This window comes from Streptosporangium sp. NPDC000509, from assembly GCF_042898365.1.
Lineage (GTDB): Bacteria > Actinomycetota > Actinomycetes > Streptosporangiales > Streptosporangiaceae > Streptosporangium.
Window position 1 is genome coordinate 579599 of record NZ_JBIAYX010000001.1, and the last position, 14436, is coordinate 594034.

Sequence of the window (14436 nt, forward strand, 5' to 3'; positions counted from 1 at the left end):
CTCACTCGGAACGCGAGAGAAGACAACCTATGCCGAAGTCCGTACAGATGCCCCAGCTCGGTGAGAGCGTCACGGAGGGCACCGTCACCCGCTGGCTGAAGAAGGAGGGCGAGCGCGTCGAGGCCGACGAGCCCCTCCTCGAAGTCTCCACCGACAAGGTCGACACCGAGATTCCGTCCCCGGCCGCGGGCATCCTCACGAAGATCGTGGTGGCCGAGGACGAGACCGTCGAGGTCGGCGCCGAGCTCGCCGTCATCGACGAGAACGGCACCGAGGGCGCGGCCCCCGCGCAGGAGAAGGCCCCCGAGCCCGAGCCCGAGCCTGAGCCCGCCCCGCAGCAGCAGGCGCAGCCGGCCTCCTCGATCCCGCAGCCCGCGCCGCAGCAGCAGCCCGCGCCACAGCAGCCGGCCCCGCAGCAGCCGGCCCCCGCGCAGGCGCAGCAGGCCCCGGCTCCGCAGCAGCAGGCTCCCCAGCCCTCCCAGGCCGCGCCTCCGTCCCCGATCGCGGTGTCCGAGCCCGCCGCGCAGCCGTCGGGCGACAGCCCGTACGTCACCCCGCTGGTGCGCAAGCTCGCCGGCGAGCACGGCGTCGACCTCGACTCGCTCACCGGCACCGGTGTCGGCGGGCGCATCCGCAAGCAGGACGTCCTGGAGGCGGCCCGCGAGCAGCGCGAGCGGGCCAGTGCTGCCCAGCAGCAGGCCCAGCCGCAGGCCGCCGCCCCGCAGGCCGCCGCCCAGCCGTCCGCGCCGCAGGCGCCGGAACCGGTCGCGGTGGACACCACGCTGCGCGGGCGCACCGAGAAGATGTCGCGGCTTCGCCAGACCATCGCCAAGCGCATGGTCGAGTCGCTGCAGGTCTCGGCCCAGCTCACCAGCGTGGTCGAGGTCGACGTCACGAAGATCGCGCGGCTGCGCGAGCAGGCGAAGGCCGAGTTCCAGCGGCGCGAGGGCGTCAAGCTCACCTTCACGCCGTTCTTCGCCCTCGCCACGATCGAGGCGCTCAAGCAGCACCCCAAGCTGAACGCCACGATCAACAGCGAGACCAACGAGGTCACGTACTTCGACACCGAGCACCTCGGTTTCGCGACCGACACCGAGCGCGGACTGCTCGTCCCGGTGATCAAGGACGCCGGCGACCTCAACATCGCCGGGCTCGCCCGTAAGATCGCCGACCTCGCCGAGCGCACCCGCACCAACAAGGTGAGCCCGGACGAGATCACCGGCGGCACGTTCACGCTGACCAACACCGGCAGCCGTGGCGCGCTGTTCGACACGCCGATCCTCAACCAGCCGCAGGTCGGCATGCTGGGCACCGGTGCCGTCGTCAAGCGTCCCGTGGTGCTGGACACCCCTGAGGGCGAGGTCATCGCCGTCCGCTCGATGATGTACCTGGCGCTCAGCTACGACCACCGCCTGGTCGACGGCGCCGACGCCGCCCGCTTCCTGACGACGATCAAGCGTCGTCTCGAGGACGGCCGTTTCGAGAACCAGCTGGGCCTGCACGGCTAGTCACCCGTTCTCTCCTTCCGGGCCGGTCCGCGATCTCGCGGGCCGGCCCGGCTCGTTCTCCCCCGGCGGCGGACCGGCCGGGAGGCGGGGCGACGCGAATCCGGTGGACGCCCGGTTTCCGAAGCCCTTGGGGGAGGTCGATTACATTGGACGACATGACGATCATCGTGACCGGGTCCTCCGGGCTGCTGGGAACGGCTCTGGTCGAGGCTCTGCGGGACGACGGCGCCCGGGTGGTCCGTCTGGTCAGGCGAGTGCCGGAAGGCGATGACGAGGCCTTCTGGAACCCCGCGAAGGGGGGCGTCGACCAGACCGCGCTGGAGGGCGCGGAGGCGGTGATCCACCTCGCGGGGGCGGGCATCGGCGACCGGCGCTGGAGCGAGGGCCACAAGCGCGAGCTGATCCGCAGCCGGGTCGAGGGGACCAGGACCCTGGCGGGCGCGCTCGCCGGTCTGGGGGCGAAGCCCGCGGCGCTGCTGTCCGGCTCGGCGATCGGCTTCTACGGCGACACCGGGGACGTGGCCGTGGACGAGACGGCGCCCGCGGGCGAGGGGTTCCTCGCCCAGGAGGTCGTGGTGCCGTGGGAGGCGGAGACCGCGCCCGCCGAGGAGGCGGGCATCCGGGTGGTGAGACTCCGTACCGGCCTGGTGCTGAGCGGCCGGGGTGGCATGCTGTCGCGGATCCTTCCCGTCTTCAGGATGGGGCTGGGCGCCCCGCTGGGATCGGGGCGGCAGTACTGGTCGTGGATCTCCATCGACGACTGGGTCCTCGCCGTACAACACATCCTGAAAAATCCGGAGATCTCGGGACCGGTGAACGTGACGGCACCCGAGCCGGTCACCAACGCCGAGTTCACCAAGGCTCTCGGCGCGGCCCTCCACCGGCCCACGATGCCGCTCGCCGTGCCGGGGTTCGTGCTGCGCACGGCCATCGGGGAGTTCGCCGAGGAGGGGGTGCTGACCGGTCAGCGGGTGCTCCCGCGGCGCCTGCTGGAGAGCGGCTACGCGTTCCGGCATACCCGTCTCGACGAGGCACTCGCCGCCGTAATCTGAAACCCCCGTTTTCAGCGTTCCGGTCGATGAAACCACTTGGGAGACAGACATGGGCAGCCCCGGGCAGTCGCACATCCTCGCGATCGGAGGCGGCTCGTTCCGCCTCTCCACGCGTCAGGGGACCATGGAGGCGAGCCCGCTGCTCAGATACGCCCTCGATCTCACCGGCCAGGACCGGCCCCGCCTGGGCCTGCTCGCCACCGCCACGGGCGACGACGCGGAGTGGCTGCTGCGGATGTACGGCGCCTTCGGCGCGTGGGACGTCGAGGTGAGCCACCTGAGCGTGTTCCCGATGCCCAACGTCGAGGACCCGCGCGAGTGGATGCTCAGCCAGGACATCGTCTACGTCAGCGGCGGCAGCGTGGCCAACCTGGCGGTCCTGTGGCGGCTGCACGGCCTCGACGAGATCTTCGAGGAGGCGTGGCGGGCGGGCGTGGTCCTCGCGGGCCAGAGCGCCGGGGCGCTCTGCTGGCACGTGGGCGGCAACACCGACTCCTTCGGGCCGACACTGCGGGTGTGGTCCGACGGCCTGGGCATGCTGCCCTACTCCTGCGGAGTCCACTACAACTCGGAACCGCAGCGCCGGCGGCTGCTGCACGAGGCGGTCGCCTCCGGCGAACTGCCCGAGGGCTACGCGGCCGACGAGGGCGTCGCCCTGCACTACGTGGGCACCGAGTTCATCCAGGCCGTCAGCGTCCACCCGGACGCCTACGCCTACAAGGTGGAGCACGACGGGGCGGGTGGAGCCAAGGAGTTCCGCATCGAGCCTCGGCTTCTCACGTCTTAACCACGGGCGGGTCAACTACTCTTGAGGCGTGAGTGACCTGGCAGTCGTCCGTCTTGGCGTTGACTTCCCCTACGAGCAGGCGTGGGAGCTTCAGCGGCGCATCCACGCGCGCCGGGTGGCCGAGGAGATCCCCGACACCTGCCTGATGCTCGAACACGCGCCGGTCTACACGGCGGGCAAACGCACCGCGCCGCACGAGAGGCCCTCCGACGGCACCCCTGTCGTCGAGGTCGACCGGGGTGGGCGGATCACCTGGCACGGCCCCGGCCAGCTGGTCGGCTACCCGATCGTCAAACTCGGTGGCTCCCTCGACGTGAACGCCTACGTGAGGCTCCTGGAGGAGACCCTGGTGCACGTCTGCGCCGACTTCGGGGTCCAGGCGGGCCGGGTGGAGGGGCGCGGCGGCGTCTGGGTGGCCGGCGACCCCTCGCACGGCCTGCCGGACAGGAAGGTCGGGGCGATCGGCATCCGGGTCTCCGGCGGCGTCACGATGCACGGATTCGCGCTCAACTGCTCCAACGACCCGAGCTGGTACAACCGGATCGTCCCGTGCGGCATCAGCGACGCCGGGGTCTCCTCGCTGTCGGCCGAGACCGGCCGCCGGATCGTGGTCGACGAGGTCCTGCCGTACGCCGAGAAGCACCTGGCGGAGGCGCTCGGCGCGCAGGCCTTCGAGCTTTTCGAGGAAGACCTCTTCCGGCGCTGATCCGGGCGCCGCGCCCCGGGGCCGCCGCAGCTTACGGCGGGACATAAGCTGGTGAGGTGAGCGAGCGTGACGACATTTACAGCACCTCGATATGCACCACCTCGGTCCCTCGACCGACGAAGGAGCTCGCATGACCGTCGCCCCCGACGGGCGGAAACTCCTCCGCCTTGAGGTCCGCAACGCCGAGACCCCCATCGAGAAGAAGCCCGACTGGATCAAGACCAAGTTCAGGACGGGCCCGAACCACACCGAGCTTCGGGAACTGGTCAAACGCGAAGGGCTGCACACGGTCTGTCAGGAGGCCGGGTGTCCCAACATCTCCGAGTGCTGGGAGGACCGCGAGGCCACCTTCCTCATCGGCGGTGACCAGTGCACCCGGCGGTGTGACTTCTGCCAGATCGACACCGGCAAGCCCAAGGCGTACGACACCGACGAGCCGCGCCGCGTGGCCGACTCGGTGCGGCAGATGGGGCTCAACTACGCGACCGTGACCGGTGTCGCCCGCGACGACCTGCCCGACGGCGGCGCGTGGCTGTACGCCGAGACCGCGCGGCAGATCCACGCCCTCCTGCCCGGCTGCGGCGTCGAACTGCTCGTGCCCGACTTCAACGGCGACCAGGCCCAGCTGGAGGAGGTGTTCTCCTCCAGGCCCGAGGTGTTCGCGCACAACATCGAGACCGTGCCGCGGATCTTCAAGCGCATCCGGCCCGCGTTCCGCTACGACCGGTCCCTGGGAGTGATCACCAAGGCCCGCCAGGCCGGCCTGGTGACCAAGTCCAACCTGATCCTCGGCATGGGCGAGGAGCGCGAGGAGATCGTCCAGGCCATGCGCGACCTGCACGAGGCCGGGTGCGACCTGCTCACCGTGACCCAGTACCTCCGGCCCACCCCGCGCCACCACCCCGTCGAGCGCTGGGTGAAGCCCGAGGAGTTCGTGGAGCTCCAGAAGGAGGCGGAGGCGATCGGGTTCGCGGGGGTCCTCTCCGGGCCGCTGGTCCGCTCCTCCTACCGGGCGGGGCGCCTGTACAAGCAGGCCGTCGAGGCTCGCCAGCACGTCTGAGCCCTCTTCGGCCGGTCAGGGAAACCTGAAAGGACCCCGCTCGGGCCTTGGGTTCACGTGGTCGTCGCAACATCTCGATCCGAGGAGTCGCGACGACCGCTTGAAACCGCTGGCGAGCGGGGTCCTTCCGGTTTCACGAGTCGGCGTCCGGCAGATTACGTTTTCACATCTTGACCCCTGGATTTGTATCCTTCAGAACATGGCCAAGAAGCCCGAAGACTCAGAGCGCCCGGGGCGCATCAAGCAGCTCCGCATGATCGCGAAGATCATCAAGGAGGCCAATCCCAAGGGGATGCCGATCGTCTACGCGTCGGCGCTGGGCACGCTCGCGCTGTGCGTGGTGATCGGCCTGGTCACGGGCTGGTTCTGGTATCTCCTCTTCATCGGGATCATGCTGGCCCTCACCGTCGGGCTGGTGGTGTTCGGCCAGCTCGCCCAGAGGGCCCAGTACTCCATGTTGCACGGGCAGGTCGGCGCCGCCGCCGCGATCCTGCAGGGCATGCGCGGCAACTGGGAGGTCACCCCCGCCGTCGCCGTCACCCGCGACCAGGACATCGTGCACCGCGTGGTCGGCTACCCCGGCATCATCCTGGTCTCCGAGGGGCCGGGCAGCCGTGTGCAGAAGATGCTGGTCGCCGAGAAGAAGCGCGTCCAGCGGGTCGCGCTGGACGTCCCGGTCTACGACATCCAGTCTGGCGACGGCGACGGGCAGGTTCCGCTCGCCAAGCTGCAGCGCCACCTGATGAAGCTGCCCCGCAACCTCAAGAAGCCCGCCCTGTACGAGATCAACAACCGGCTGAAGGCCCTCCCGCAGACACTGCCGATGCCCAAGGGCCCGCTGCCGCGCGGCGCGAAGATGCCCCGCCCGAAGATGCGCTGATGAGCCTCGCCGGGTTGGGGCGCCACCGGGTGGACGCCGCGGCCACCTCCCGGGCCAACCGTGGCTGGTGGGACGCCTCCGCCGACGAATACCAGGCGGAGCACGGGGAGTTCCTGCGCGACTCGGGGTTCGTCTGGGGCCCCGAGGGCCTGGACGAGGCCGACGCCCGCCTGCTGGGCGACGTCGCGGGCAAGGACGTGCTGGAGATCGGCTGCGGCGCCGGACAGTGCGGGCGCTGGCTGGCCGGGCAGGGCGCCAGGGTGGCCGCCTTCGACCTGTCCTTCAGGCAACTGCAGCACTCCGGCCGGATCGACCTGGACGCCGGGTCGGCGCTGCCGGTGGTCCAGGCGGACGCCGAGGTCCTGCCCTTCGCCGACCGGACGTTCGACCTGGCCTGCTCGGCGTACGGCGCGCTGCCCTTCGTGGCGGACGCCGGGGCCGTGCTGGCCGAGGTCCACCGGGTGCTGCGCCCCGGAGGCCTGCTGGTCTTCTCGGTGAGCCATCCGATCCGCTGGGCCTTCCCCGACGACCCCGGCCCCGCCGGGCTCACCTCCGACCGCTCCTACTTCGACCGTTCCGCGTACGTGGAGATCGGCGAGGACGGGCGGCCCTCCTACGTCGAGCACCACCGCACGATGGCCGACTGGGTCGGGCTCATCACCGCCTCAGGGCTGGCGCTGCGAGGGCTGGTCGAGCCCGAGTGGCCGCCGGGTCACGACCGCGAGTGGGGTGGCTGGAGTCCGCTGCGCGGCCGCCACCTGCCCGGCACCGCGATCTTCACCTGCGCACGCCAGGCGCGCCATCCCGCCTGAACAGCCGGTGGGATGGCGCGCTCGCGCCGGGCGACGCCCTAACGGTCGCCGCCGAGTTCCATGACGAGTCCGCCGAGGACGTCGAAGGTGGTGAAATCCCCGGCGGAGACGAGGTTCTTGGTCACAGCGACCGAGATCCCGGTGGCCGTGTCGGCGTACGCGGCCGACCCTCCGCTTCCCGCCATGCCGAACAGGGTGGGGCCGTTGAGGAGCTCGGTGGCACCGAGGGCGTATCCGAGTGACCGGGTGGCCGGGAAGGCGGTGATCTCGTCCGTCCCGCTGAACTCCACCGCGGTGATCTCGCGGAGTCGTTCCCGCGAGACGAGCCTGACGCCGTCCACCTCGCCCAGCAGGGCGGCGTACATGCGGGCCACGGCGCGGGCGGACATGGTGCCGCCCGCCGGGATGTCGGAGGTCAGTACGTCGGCGCGGTTGCCGAAAGCGGCGTCGGGCATCGCCGCCATCGGCGCCGCCGTGTAGCCGTCCACGACCCTGAAGAACGGGATGTCCGCGAACATCTCCGGGGACATCTCGAAGTCGCTCGGGGCGTCCTCCAGGCGGGCGAGCCTGCCCAGCTCGGATTCGGGGACGCCGAAGAACAACTCGTCGGCCACGCCCAGCGGTCCGGCGACCTCCTCCCGCAGGACCTGGGAGATCGGCCTGCCGGTGGCCCGGCGGACGATCTCTCCGACGATGTAGCCGAACGACTGGGGGTGGTAGCCGCTGCCGGTGCCCGGCTCCCACCAGGGCTTGGCGTCGGCGATCACCGCGCACATCCCCTCCCAGTCGCACAGGTCCTCCGGCGTGGTGGCCACCGGTACGCCCGGCACGCCCGTCGAGTGGGTGAGGGCGTGCCGTACGGTCGCGCGTTCCTTGCCGTGGGCACCGAACTCCGGCCACAGCTCGACGATCGGCGTGTCGTAGCCGAGGACGCCCCGTTCCACCAGCACGTGCACCACCGTCGAGGTGACGCCCTTGCCGGTCGAGGCGCTCCAGATCGGCGTGTCCGGCGTGACGGGACGCCCGGTGGCCGGATCGGCGACGCCCGCGACGACGTCGACCACCGGCTCGCCGTGCCGGTACGCGGCGACCTGCAGGCCCCGCTCGGCGCCGGACTCCACCAGCTTGTCGGCCGCTTCCTGGACCCGCTTCTGCATATCGTTCATCGTCCTGCCCTTCGTGATGAGGTGTGTGACCCGTACGACGGCGGAAGGCCGGGAAAGGAATCGGTCCGGGAGGAGAAATTCGCTCCGAGGTCCGGCGCCGCCCGGCCACGGGAGGTCGGCGCCGGAAAACCGGGAGGGGAGGGGAAACAGCGCAGGAAGATCAGCGCCGGGAGATCGCGAGCAGGACGGCGGGTTCCCGCCCCGGGTTGCGCAGGGCCCGCACGGTGAGCCCGTCCAGCCACAGCACGTCACCGCGCAGGAAAACCCGGCGATCGCCGTCGGAGCAGACCAGTTCGATCCGCCCTCGCTCCAGCAGGACGATCGCCCCCCGCCACTCGTCCCCGTCGCGGACGTGCGAGTCCCCGGGCGCGACGACGACCCTGCGCACGTCGAACGCCGGCCCGGCCCCTCCGGGAGGGATGGGCGCCGGGTCCTCACCGGCGCCCATCACAACGTCGGGGGAAGGTCGAAAGCCGGGAAGATCTCGGCGCCGAAGGTCGTGATCTGGGTGACCAGCCCTTCCTCGACCCGCAGGACCCCGAGCCACGAGCCGTGGTACTCGGACTCGCCGGGACGCCTGACGTACGCCGCCGCGGCGGGCTGCCGGTTGGCGCGGGTGGGCAGGACCCGCCAATCCCCCCACGCCTCGGGGCCGATCATGGCGGGGCGCCACGTGTCGACGATCGAAGGTCCGCCCAGGATCCAGATCGGCGCCGGCGGCATCGACTGCCACGCGTCCGCGCGCAGCACCCCGGCCAGGACGGCGGGATCGGCCTGCTCGACGGCGTCGATGTAGCGCTGCAGCACCGCGCGTTCCTCACCGGTCGGATCCGACGACGGCGCCCATTCCAGCCGTCGCGCGGGCAGGTTCTCCCGCATCGTCGACCGGGCCCGCTGCAGGGTGCTCTTCACCGAGACGACGCTCACCTCCAGCAGGGCGGCGGCCTCCTGCGCCGACCAGCCGAGCACGTCGCGCAGGATCAGTACCACCCGCTGCCGGGGAGGCAGGTGCTGGATGGCGGCCATGAACGCCAGCTCGATCGTCTCCTTGGCGACCACGGCGGCGTCCGGCTCGGCGTCGGCGGGCGCGGCGGGCTCCAGGAGGCGGTCCGGGTAGGGACGCAGCCAGAAGATCTCGGTCGAGGACGGCGACGGCACGCCCGGAGTGGCGAGCACCGGCGCCTCGCGAGGGCGCGGGCGACGCGGGTGACGGTCGAGGAAGTCCAGGCACGCGTTGGTCGCGATCCGATACAGCCAGGCCCTGAACGTCGAGCGCCCCTGGAAGCTCTCCCGCCTGCGCCAGGCGCGCAGGAACGTCTCCTGCACCATGTCCTCGGACTCCTCGAACGAGCCGAGCATCCGATAGCAGTGCACCCGCAGTTCTCGCCGGTACCTCTCGACTAGCGCGCCGAACGCCGGCTCGTCACCCGCCAGCGCCGCGACCAGGACCTCGGCGTCCTCCGACCGCTCCCGGCCTGTCTCGTCTCCGCTCACGATCTCATACCTCCCGTACGGCGTCCCGCCCTGCGCGGGCGCCCACGGTATGACGACCGCCGGGCGGAAAAGGAATCGGCGGTCTCGGCCCGCACCGGGGGCCGAGAACGAGCACCGGGAACGGGAGAGCGGAGAAGGGGAAAAGAAACCGGGCGCGGGCCGGCTCAGAGGCGTACGACCACGGTGTTCGCCGCACGGTCGTGCAGGCCGCGCTGGTCGCGGTCCCAGACGAGGGCGGGCACGGCGAGGCAGAGCAGGAAGGTCCGCGCGAGCACCGAGACGAACCCGGGGGCGCCGCCGCCGAGCGCGGCGACCCGGATGCCGAACAGGCGCATCCCGAAGGTCATCCCCATGGTGCCCACCAGCAGGAGGTATTCGACGGCGAGGATCAGGACCGGCACCCAGGGCGTCGCGGCGGCGTCGATCCGCAGGAGCCCCTGGGTGATGGCCCAGGTGCAGATCAGCCAGTCGACCATGATGGCGCCGATCCTGCGGCCGAATCCGGCCACCGCGCCGCTGCCCTCCTCGGGCATCCCGAGCCGCTCCCCCGGGTAGCCGAGATCGACTCCGGCCGACCGGACGCCACCGAGCCAGGTCTGGGTCCAACGCGGCTGCTTGCTGCTCATGGTCCCAACGGTATCCGCCCCGGGTACCGCCCTCGTACTCGCCCGGAACGACTGGCGAAACCAGGCGAAAGCCATGGATCATATGCGTCGGTATCTCAACAAGCACATTTCCCCCCGGAGCCCCCCGTGCCTGACAACGACGACATCGACCAGCGGTTCAAGACGCTCACGGACCAGATCAGCGCGCGGGAACGCAAGCGGATGACCAAGATCGCAGAACAGGAGTGGGCGCGGCAGCCCCGCCTCAGGCGGGCCCGCAGGCGGCGGAGGGCGGCGATCGCCGTCGCCGTCCTGGTGGCGGCGGCCGGGGGGTTCGTCGTCTACCGGCCCGACGTCGTCGAGGGCGTCCGCGCCTCGGTCTTCGCGGGGTTCGCGGACTCCGGCACCGCCCCGACGGCCCAGAGCCCTGAGCAGGCGCAGGTGAAAGCGGCGGACGTCTCCCCCTTCCACGGCTCCCCCGCCCAGGATTACGCCAACGGCGCCAAGGGGTTGGTCATGCCGAAAGCTCGGGCGCTCGGCGGGCTGAGCCGCAAGGATGTGTCGGCGGCCCTGCGGCACACGAGAAAACTCCTGATCGCCTCGAACCTGGACCGCAAGGTGCTGCTGGGCGGCAGGCCGAACGCGCTGATCCGGCTGCTGGACCCCGAGCAGCGCGCGCCCTTCGTCAAGGGACTCAAGCGCCCTGACGGGAAAAAGGGGTACGAGAGCCGGAGGTGGGTGACCAGCCTGGCTCCGAAGAGCTCGGAACTGGCCAGCGAGACCTTCAAGGTCAACGGCAAGACCCGGCTCACGGCCTTCAAGGAGGACGGGTTCGTTCGCGTCCGGATCAAGGTCAACTACCTGTTCGTGTACGCGATCCAGCGGCCTGGCCGGCCGGAGACCCTCACCCGGCTCGTCGCACACAACCTCGGCACGCTGGACGTGTGGCGGGTGGGCGATCGGCTGCGCCTCTGGATCGTCGACTGGAACGGAGGAGGAGTGGCCCCGGCGCGGTGCGACGTCGACGACACCTTCGTACACCCGTTCTATCCGGACTCGCCCGCCGACCTGACTCTGAAGGCCGACGCGAAGGCCGTGGACGCCTACTCACAGGAGGAGGAGACGAACGAGGAGTGCAGCCCTCTGAAGTCGGACACGTGAAAATCCGGCAAAACCGGGCAAAGGAAACCTTCCGTATACCCGTCCACGCGAGGTCCGAGAACTAGCGTGGAGGCGACTTTCGCTTAACACGGGTGAAACAAACGAGACACGGGGCGGTAACGGCACAGGCATACTTTCGGTCCTGTTAGCCCGTCCCATGGGAGGTTCGCGTGTTCAACTCCGCCGACGACGTCCTGAAGTTCATCAAGGACGAAGGGGTGCAGTTCGTTGATGTCAGGTTCACCGACCTGCCGGGGACGACGCACCACTTCACGTTCCCCTCGGAGAACTTCGGAGCCGCTGTCTTCACCGACGGCCTGATGTTCGACGGATCGTCGATCCGCGGATTCCAGGCCATCCACGAGTCGGACATGCTGCTGCTGCCCGACCCGTCCACGGCCGTGCTCGACCCGTTCAGGCAGCACAAGACGCTCAACATCAACTTCTTCGTGCACGACCCGCTGACGGGCGAGGCCTACAGCCGCGACCCGCGCAACGTCGCCCGCAAGGCGGAGGAGTATCTCAAGGGCACCGGCATCGCCGACACGATCTACTTCGGCCCCGAGGCCGAGTTCTACATCTTCGACGACGTCCGGTTCGAGACCAACGCCCACTCGAGCTACTACCACATCGACTCGATCGAGGGCGCCTGGAACAGCGGCAAGGCCCAGGACGGCGGCAACCTCGGTTACAAGCCGCGCTTCAAGGGCGGCTACTTCCCGGTCCCGCCGATGGACCACTTCACCGACCTGCGTTCGGAGATGGTCCGCAAGCTCATCGACGCCGGGATCGACGTCGAGATGCAGCACCACGAGGTGGGCACGGCCGGCCAGGCGGAGATCGACTTCCGCTTCAACACGCTGCTCAAGGCCGCCGACACCATGATGCTGTACAAGTACATCGTCAAGAGCACGGCCCTGGAGCACGGCCACACGGTCACCTTCATGCCCAAGCCGATCTTCGGTGACAACGGCTCCGGCATGCACTGCCACCAGTCGCTCTGGAAGGACGGCGAGCCGCTCTTCTACGACGAGGTCGGCTACGCGGGCCTGTCCGACACCGCCCGCTACTACATCGGCGGCCTGCTCAAGCACGCCCCGTCGCTGCTGGCGTTCACCAACCCGACGGTCAACTCCTACCACCGCCTGGTGCCCGGCTACGAGGCCCCGGTCAACCTGGTCTACTCCCAGCGCAACCGCTCGGCGTGCATCCGCATCCCGATCACGGGCTCCAACCCGAAGGCCAAGCGCATCGAGTTCCGGGTCCCCGACCCCTCCTGCAACCCCTACTTCGCCTTCGCCGCCCAGCTCATGGCGGGCATCGACGGCATCCGCAACAAGATCGAGCCGGTCGAGCCGGTCGACAAGGACCTCTACGAGCTTCCCCCGGAGGAGGCCCGCAACATCCCGCAGGTTCCCGGCACCCTGTCGGACGTGCTCGCGGCCCTGGAGGCCGACCACGAGTACCTCCTGGAGGGCGGCGTCTTCACGCCGGACCTGATCGAGACCTGGATCGCCTACAAGCGCGAGAACGAGATCGACCCGATCCGCCTGCGCCCGCACCCCCACGAGTTCGAGCTCTACTACGACGTCTGAGCCGCTGAGCTTCCGACCTGCATAAACGCCGGCCGGTTGAGCCCAGGGCACTCGGGCCTCCCACGAAAGGCCGCCGACCGCCCCTCCACCGAGGGGACGTTCGGCGGCCTTTCGGCATGTGCCCCGCGCACCGGACCTGGGCGACAGAGCTATTGGAGGACGGCGCGTCATGTTGCGTCACCTGTCGCATCCAGGCTTCGATGCCTCTCCGGGACCGGACTCCGACACCTCCATGCCCATCGCGTCCTCCACAGCGGGCTTCACCAACTCGACCATGACGCGCCTCCTGCAGTCCTCACGATCAAGAAGCGGGCCTTTCCGCCGTTAGATCGCCGACAAATGGGACAGAGGGAGTGAGCCGGGCGGCGAACGAGTCCGGTCGGTGATCACTATCTGGAGGTTGCGCATGCTTGCTCAGTCCATACGGAAGGCGGCCATCGCCGCGGCGGCGATGACGGCGCTCGTCGGCCTGGTCGGCGGTTGCGGGGGCGACGGTGACAACGACAGGGATGACAGCCCGGATGTGGTCAACACGACCGGACCCGGTGTGGACGACGACGGCGGCGTGGACGACGACGGTGGTGTCGACAACGACGGGGACGGCAACTGACCGACACCGGCCAACGTCCACCAGCACAGACCGATACCGGGGCGGCGAACGACGTCGCCCACCTCACCGCGACCCGCGTGCCCGGCACGCGGGTCGCGGCGTGCCGGGCGCTCCCCGGTCGGTGTCCGCGGATCGTCCGGGAAGGTGAGCGGGCGAAGAGCCTTCCGGAAGCCCTCATGAGACGCGCGAGGCCGGGTTGTTGGGCAGACTGGTCGTGACTTATGTGGATAAATCAGGCGAGGTGACGTGACAGACGCCGGTCCTCACCGACTTCGCGATCTTCTCGGGCACCGGCGGCAGGCCGCGACGGCCGCACTGCTTGGAATGCTTCTGCTGCTGAGCGCCTCGACACCGACCCTGCCGGCCGCCCTCAACCGGATCACCACCATCGCGTACGCGATCGAGGCCGGATCACACCAACCCGGCTGGTGGGGCGGCGCGATCCCGTACTCCTGGGGCGGCGGTCACGGCGAGGAGCCGGGCCCCTCCTTCGGCACCTGCCGGGGCTACACGGGGGCGATCAAGCCCTGCCCGGCCACCCGGACCCTCGGCCTGGACTGCTCCGGTCTCACCCGCTGGATCTACCACCTCGCCTACGGGCGCGACGTCCTGGGGCCCGGCAACACCGACGACCACGTGAAGCGGCTCAAGAGGGTCCCCGCCGCCGTCGCCAAGCCGGGCGACCTCGTCTTCTACGGCAAGGTCGGCAAGCGTAAGGTCCGCACCCACCATGTCGGCGTCTACGTCGGACAGGGCAAGATGATCAATGCGCGGAGGACCGGGACCGAGGTTCGGGTCGATCGCGTCGCGGCCCTCGACGACCTCGCGGGCTACTTCCGCTACTCGGGACCCCTCTGAGCCGCCCTCCAGAAAACGGACCGCCCGGAAAACAGCAGGGTCTCGTGGAAACAGGAGAATGCCCTACAAGGGGGCTGCCGTGAAAACCGCACGGCGGAATCCCCTGCCTTCCACACCGGAAAGACATCGACCGTAGGAGAGA

At 69.9% G+C, this 14436-nt stretch carries 15 protein-coding genes; 11 read left to right on the forward strand and 4 right to left on the reverse strand.

What is annotated here, in order from left to right:
- Positions 1 to 29 precede the first annotated feature (29 nt).
- From sucB to ACFY3D_RS02345, 7 genes are all read left to right on the forward strand, one after another.
- Positions 30 to 1508 (forward strand): 2-oxoglutarate dehydrogenase, E2 component, dihydrolipoamide succinyltransferase, encoded by a 1479-nt coding sequence (gene sucB / locus ACFY3D_RS02315; protein WP_389973801.1) that lies wholly within the window; start codon positions 30 to 32, stop codon positions 1506 to 1508.
- Between the two features lie 155 nt (positions 1509 to 1663).
- Entirely contained in the window at positions 1664 to 2560 is an 897-nt protein-coding gene (locus ACFY3D_RS02320) for a TIGR01777 family oxidoreductase (RefSeq protein WP_389973804.1), read from the forward strand.
- A gap of 49 nt (positions 2561 to 2609) precedes the next feature.
- Positions 2610 to 3347 (forward strand): Type 1 glutamine amidotransferase-like domain-containing protein, encoded by a 738-nt coding sequence (locus ACFY3D_RS02325; RefSeq protein WP_389973807.1) that lies wholly within the window; start codon positions 2610 to 2612, stop codon positions 3345 to 3347.
- Between the two features lie 28 nt (positions 3348 to 3375).
- Positions 3376 to 4053, forward strand: a complete 678-nt coding sequence (gene lipB, locus ACFY3D_RS02330) for a lipoyl(octanoyl) transferase LipB (RefSeq protein ID WP_389973810.1) — start codon at positions 3376 to 3378, stop codon at positions 4051 to 4053.
- Between the two features lie 130 nt (positions 4054 to 4183).
- Positions 4184 to 5113 (forward strand): lipoyl synthase, encoded by a 930-nt coding sequence (gene lipA, locus ACFY3D_RS02335; RefSeq protein WP_350947440.1) that lies wholly within the window; start codon positions 4184 to 4186, stop codon positions 5111 to 5113.
- A 199-nt stretch (positions 5114 to 5312) separates the two neighbouring features.
- Positions 5313 to 5993 (forward strand): DUF4191 domain-containing protein, encoded by a 681-nt coding sequence (locus tag ACFY3D_RS02340; protein WP_350947439.1) that lies wholly within the window; start codon positions 5313 to 5315, stop codon positions 5991 to 5993.
- Positions 5993 to 6805 (forward strand): class I SAM-dependent methyltransferase, encoded by an 813-nt coding sequence (locus ACFY3D_RS02345; protein ID WP_350947438.1) that lies wholly within the window; start codon positions 5993 to 5995, stop codon positions 6803 to 6805. Before ACFY3D_RS02340 ends, ACFY3D_RS02345 begins: the two co-directional genes overlap by 1 nt.
- A 38-nt stretch (positions 6806 to 6843) precedes the next feature.
- On the opposite strand, the gene ACFY3D_RS02350 is transcribed toward ACFY3D_RS02345, so the two are convergent.
- The 4 genes from ACFY3D_RS02350 to ACFY3D_RS02365 form a co-directional block, all read right to left on the reverse strand.
- On the reverse strand, positions 6844 to 7971 hold the full coding sequence (locus ACFY3D_RS02350) for a serine hydrolase domain-containing protein (protein WP_389769207.1): 1128 nt from the start codon (positions 7969 to 7971) through the stop codon (positions 6844 to 6846).
- Between the two features lie 160 nt (positions 7972 to 8131).
- Positions 8132 to 8419, reverse strand: a complete 288-nt coding sequence (locus ACFY3D_RS02355) for a hypothetical protein (RefSeq protein ID WP_362502051.1) — start codon at positions 8417 to 8419, stop codon at positions 8132 to 8134.
- A complete protein-coding gene (locus ACFY3D_RS02360) occupies positions 8419 to 9465 on the reverse strand; it encodes an RNA polymerase subunit sigma-70 (protein ID WP_389973813.1) in 1047 nt (348 codons plus the stop codon). Before ACFY3D_RS02360 ends, ACFY3D_RS02355 begins: the two co-directional genes overlap by 1 nt.
- Positions 9466 to 9629: 164 nt before the next feature.
- Positions 9630 to 10091: an RDD family protein gene (locus ACFY3D_RS02365; protein ID WP_350947434.1), complete on the reverse strand. Its 462-nt coding sequence runs from the start codon at positions 10089 to 10091 to the stop codon at positions 9630 to 9632.
- 126 nt (positions 10092 to 10217) lie between these two features.
- On the opposite strand from ACFY3D_RS02365, the gene ACFY3D_RS02370 reads away from it, so the two are divergent.
- From ACFY3D_RS02370 to ACFY3D_RS02385, 4 genes are all read left to right on the forward strand, one after another.
- On the forward strand, positions 10218 to 11231 hold the full coding sequence (locus tag ACFY3D_RS02370) for a hypothetical protein (protein ID WP_389973816.1): 1014 nt from the start codon (positions 10218 to 10220) through the stop codon (positions 11229 to 11231).
- Positions 11232 to 11401: 170 nt separating this feature from the next.
- On the forward strand, positions 11402 to 12826 hold the full coding sequence (gene glnA / locus ACFY3D_RS02375; protein ID WP_350947432.1) for a type I glutamate--ammonia ligase: 1425 nt from the start codon (positions 11402 to 11404) through the stop codon (positions 12824 to 12826).
- Positions 12827 to 13232: 406 nt separating this feature from the next.
- The gene (locus ACFY3D_RS02380; protein WP_389769220.1) at positions 13233 to 13436 is read left to right on the forward strand and encodes a hypothetical protein; all 204 of its coding nucleotides are present in this window, start codon (positions 13233 to 13235) and stop codon (positions 13434 to 13436) included.
- Between the two features lie 324 nt (positions 13437 to 13760).
- The gene (locus ACFY3D_RS02385) at positions 13761 to 14294 is read left to right on the forward strand and encodes a C40 family peptidase (RefSeq protein WP_389973819.1); all 534 of its coding nucleotides are present in this window, start codon (positions 13761 to 13763) and stop codon (positions 14292 to 14294) included.
- Positions 14295 to 14436 lie beyond the last annotated feature (142 nt).

What these genes read in the sequence shown, in the direction of transcription:
- sucB (WP_389973801.1), top strand. Translation starts at nt 30, where the DNA reads ATGCCGAAGTCCGTACAGATGCCCCAGCTCGGTGAGAGCGTCACGGAG.
- ACFY3D_RS02320 (WP_389973804.1), top strand. Translation starts at nt 1,664, where the DNA reads ATGACGATCATCGTGACCGGGTCCTCCGGGCTGCTGGGAACGGCTCTG.
- ACFY3D_RS02325 (WP_389973807.1), top strand. Translation starts at nt 2,610, where the DNA reads ATGGGCAGCCCCGGGCAGTCGCACATCCTCGCGATCGGAGGCGGCTCG.
- lipA (WP_350947440.1), top strand. Translation starts at nt 4,184, where the DNA reads ATGACCGTCGCCCCCGACGGGCGGAAACTCCTCCGCCTTGAGGTCCGC.
- ACFY3D_RS02340 (WP_350947439.1), top strand. Translation starts at nt 5,313, where the DNA reads ATGGCCAAGAAGCCCGAAGACTCAGAGCGCCCGGGGCGCATCAAGCAG.
- ACFY3D_RS02345 (WP_350947438.1), top strand. Translation starts at nt 5,993, where the DNA reads ATGAGCCTCGCCGGGTTGGGGCGCCACCGGGTGGACGCCGCGGCCACC.
- ACFY3D_RS02350 (WP_389769207.1), bottom strand. Translation starts at nt 7,971, where the DNA reads ATGAACGATATGCAGAAGCGGGTCCAGGAAGCGGCCGACAAGCTGGTG.
- ACFY3D_RS02355 (WP_362502051.1), bottom strand. Translation starts at nt 8,419, where the DNA reads ATGGGCGCCGGTGAGGACCCGGCGCCCATCCCTCCCGGAGGGGCCGGG.
- ACFY3D_RS02365 (WP_350947434.1), bottom strand. Translation starts at nt 10,091, where the DNA reads ATGAGCAGCAAGCAGCCGCGTTGGACCCAGACCTGGCTCGGTGGCGTC.
- ACFY3D_RS02380 (WP_389769220.1), top strand. Translation starts at nt 13,233, where the DNA reads ATGCTTGCTCAGTCCATACGGAAGGCGGCCATCGCCGCGGCGGCGATG.
- ACFY3D_RS02385 (WP_389973819.1), top strand. Translation starts at nt 13,761, where the DNA reads ATGCTTCTGCTGCTGAGCGCCTCGACACCGACCCTGCCGGCCGCCCTC.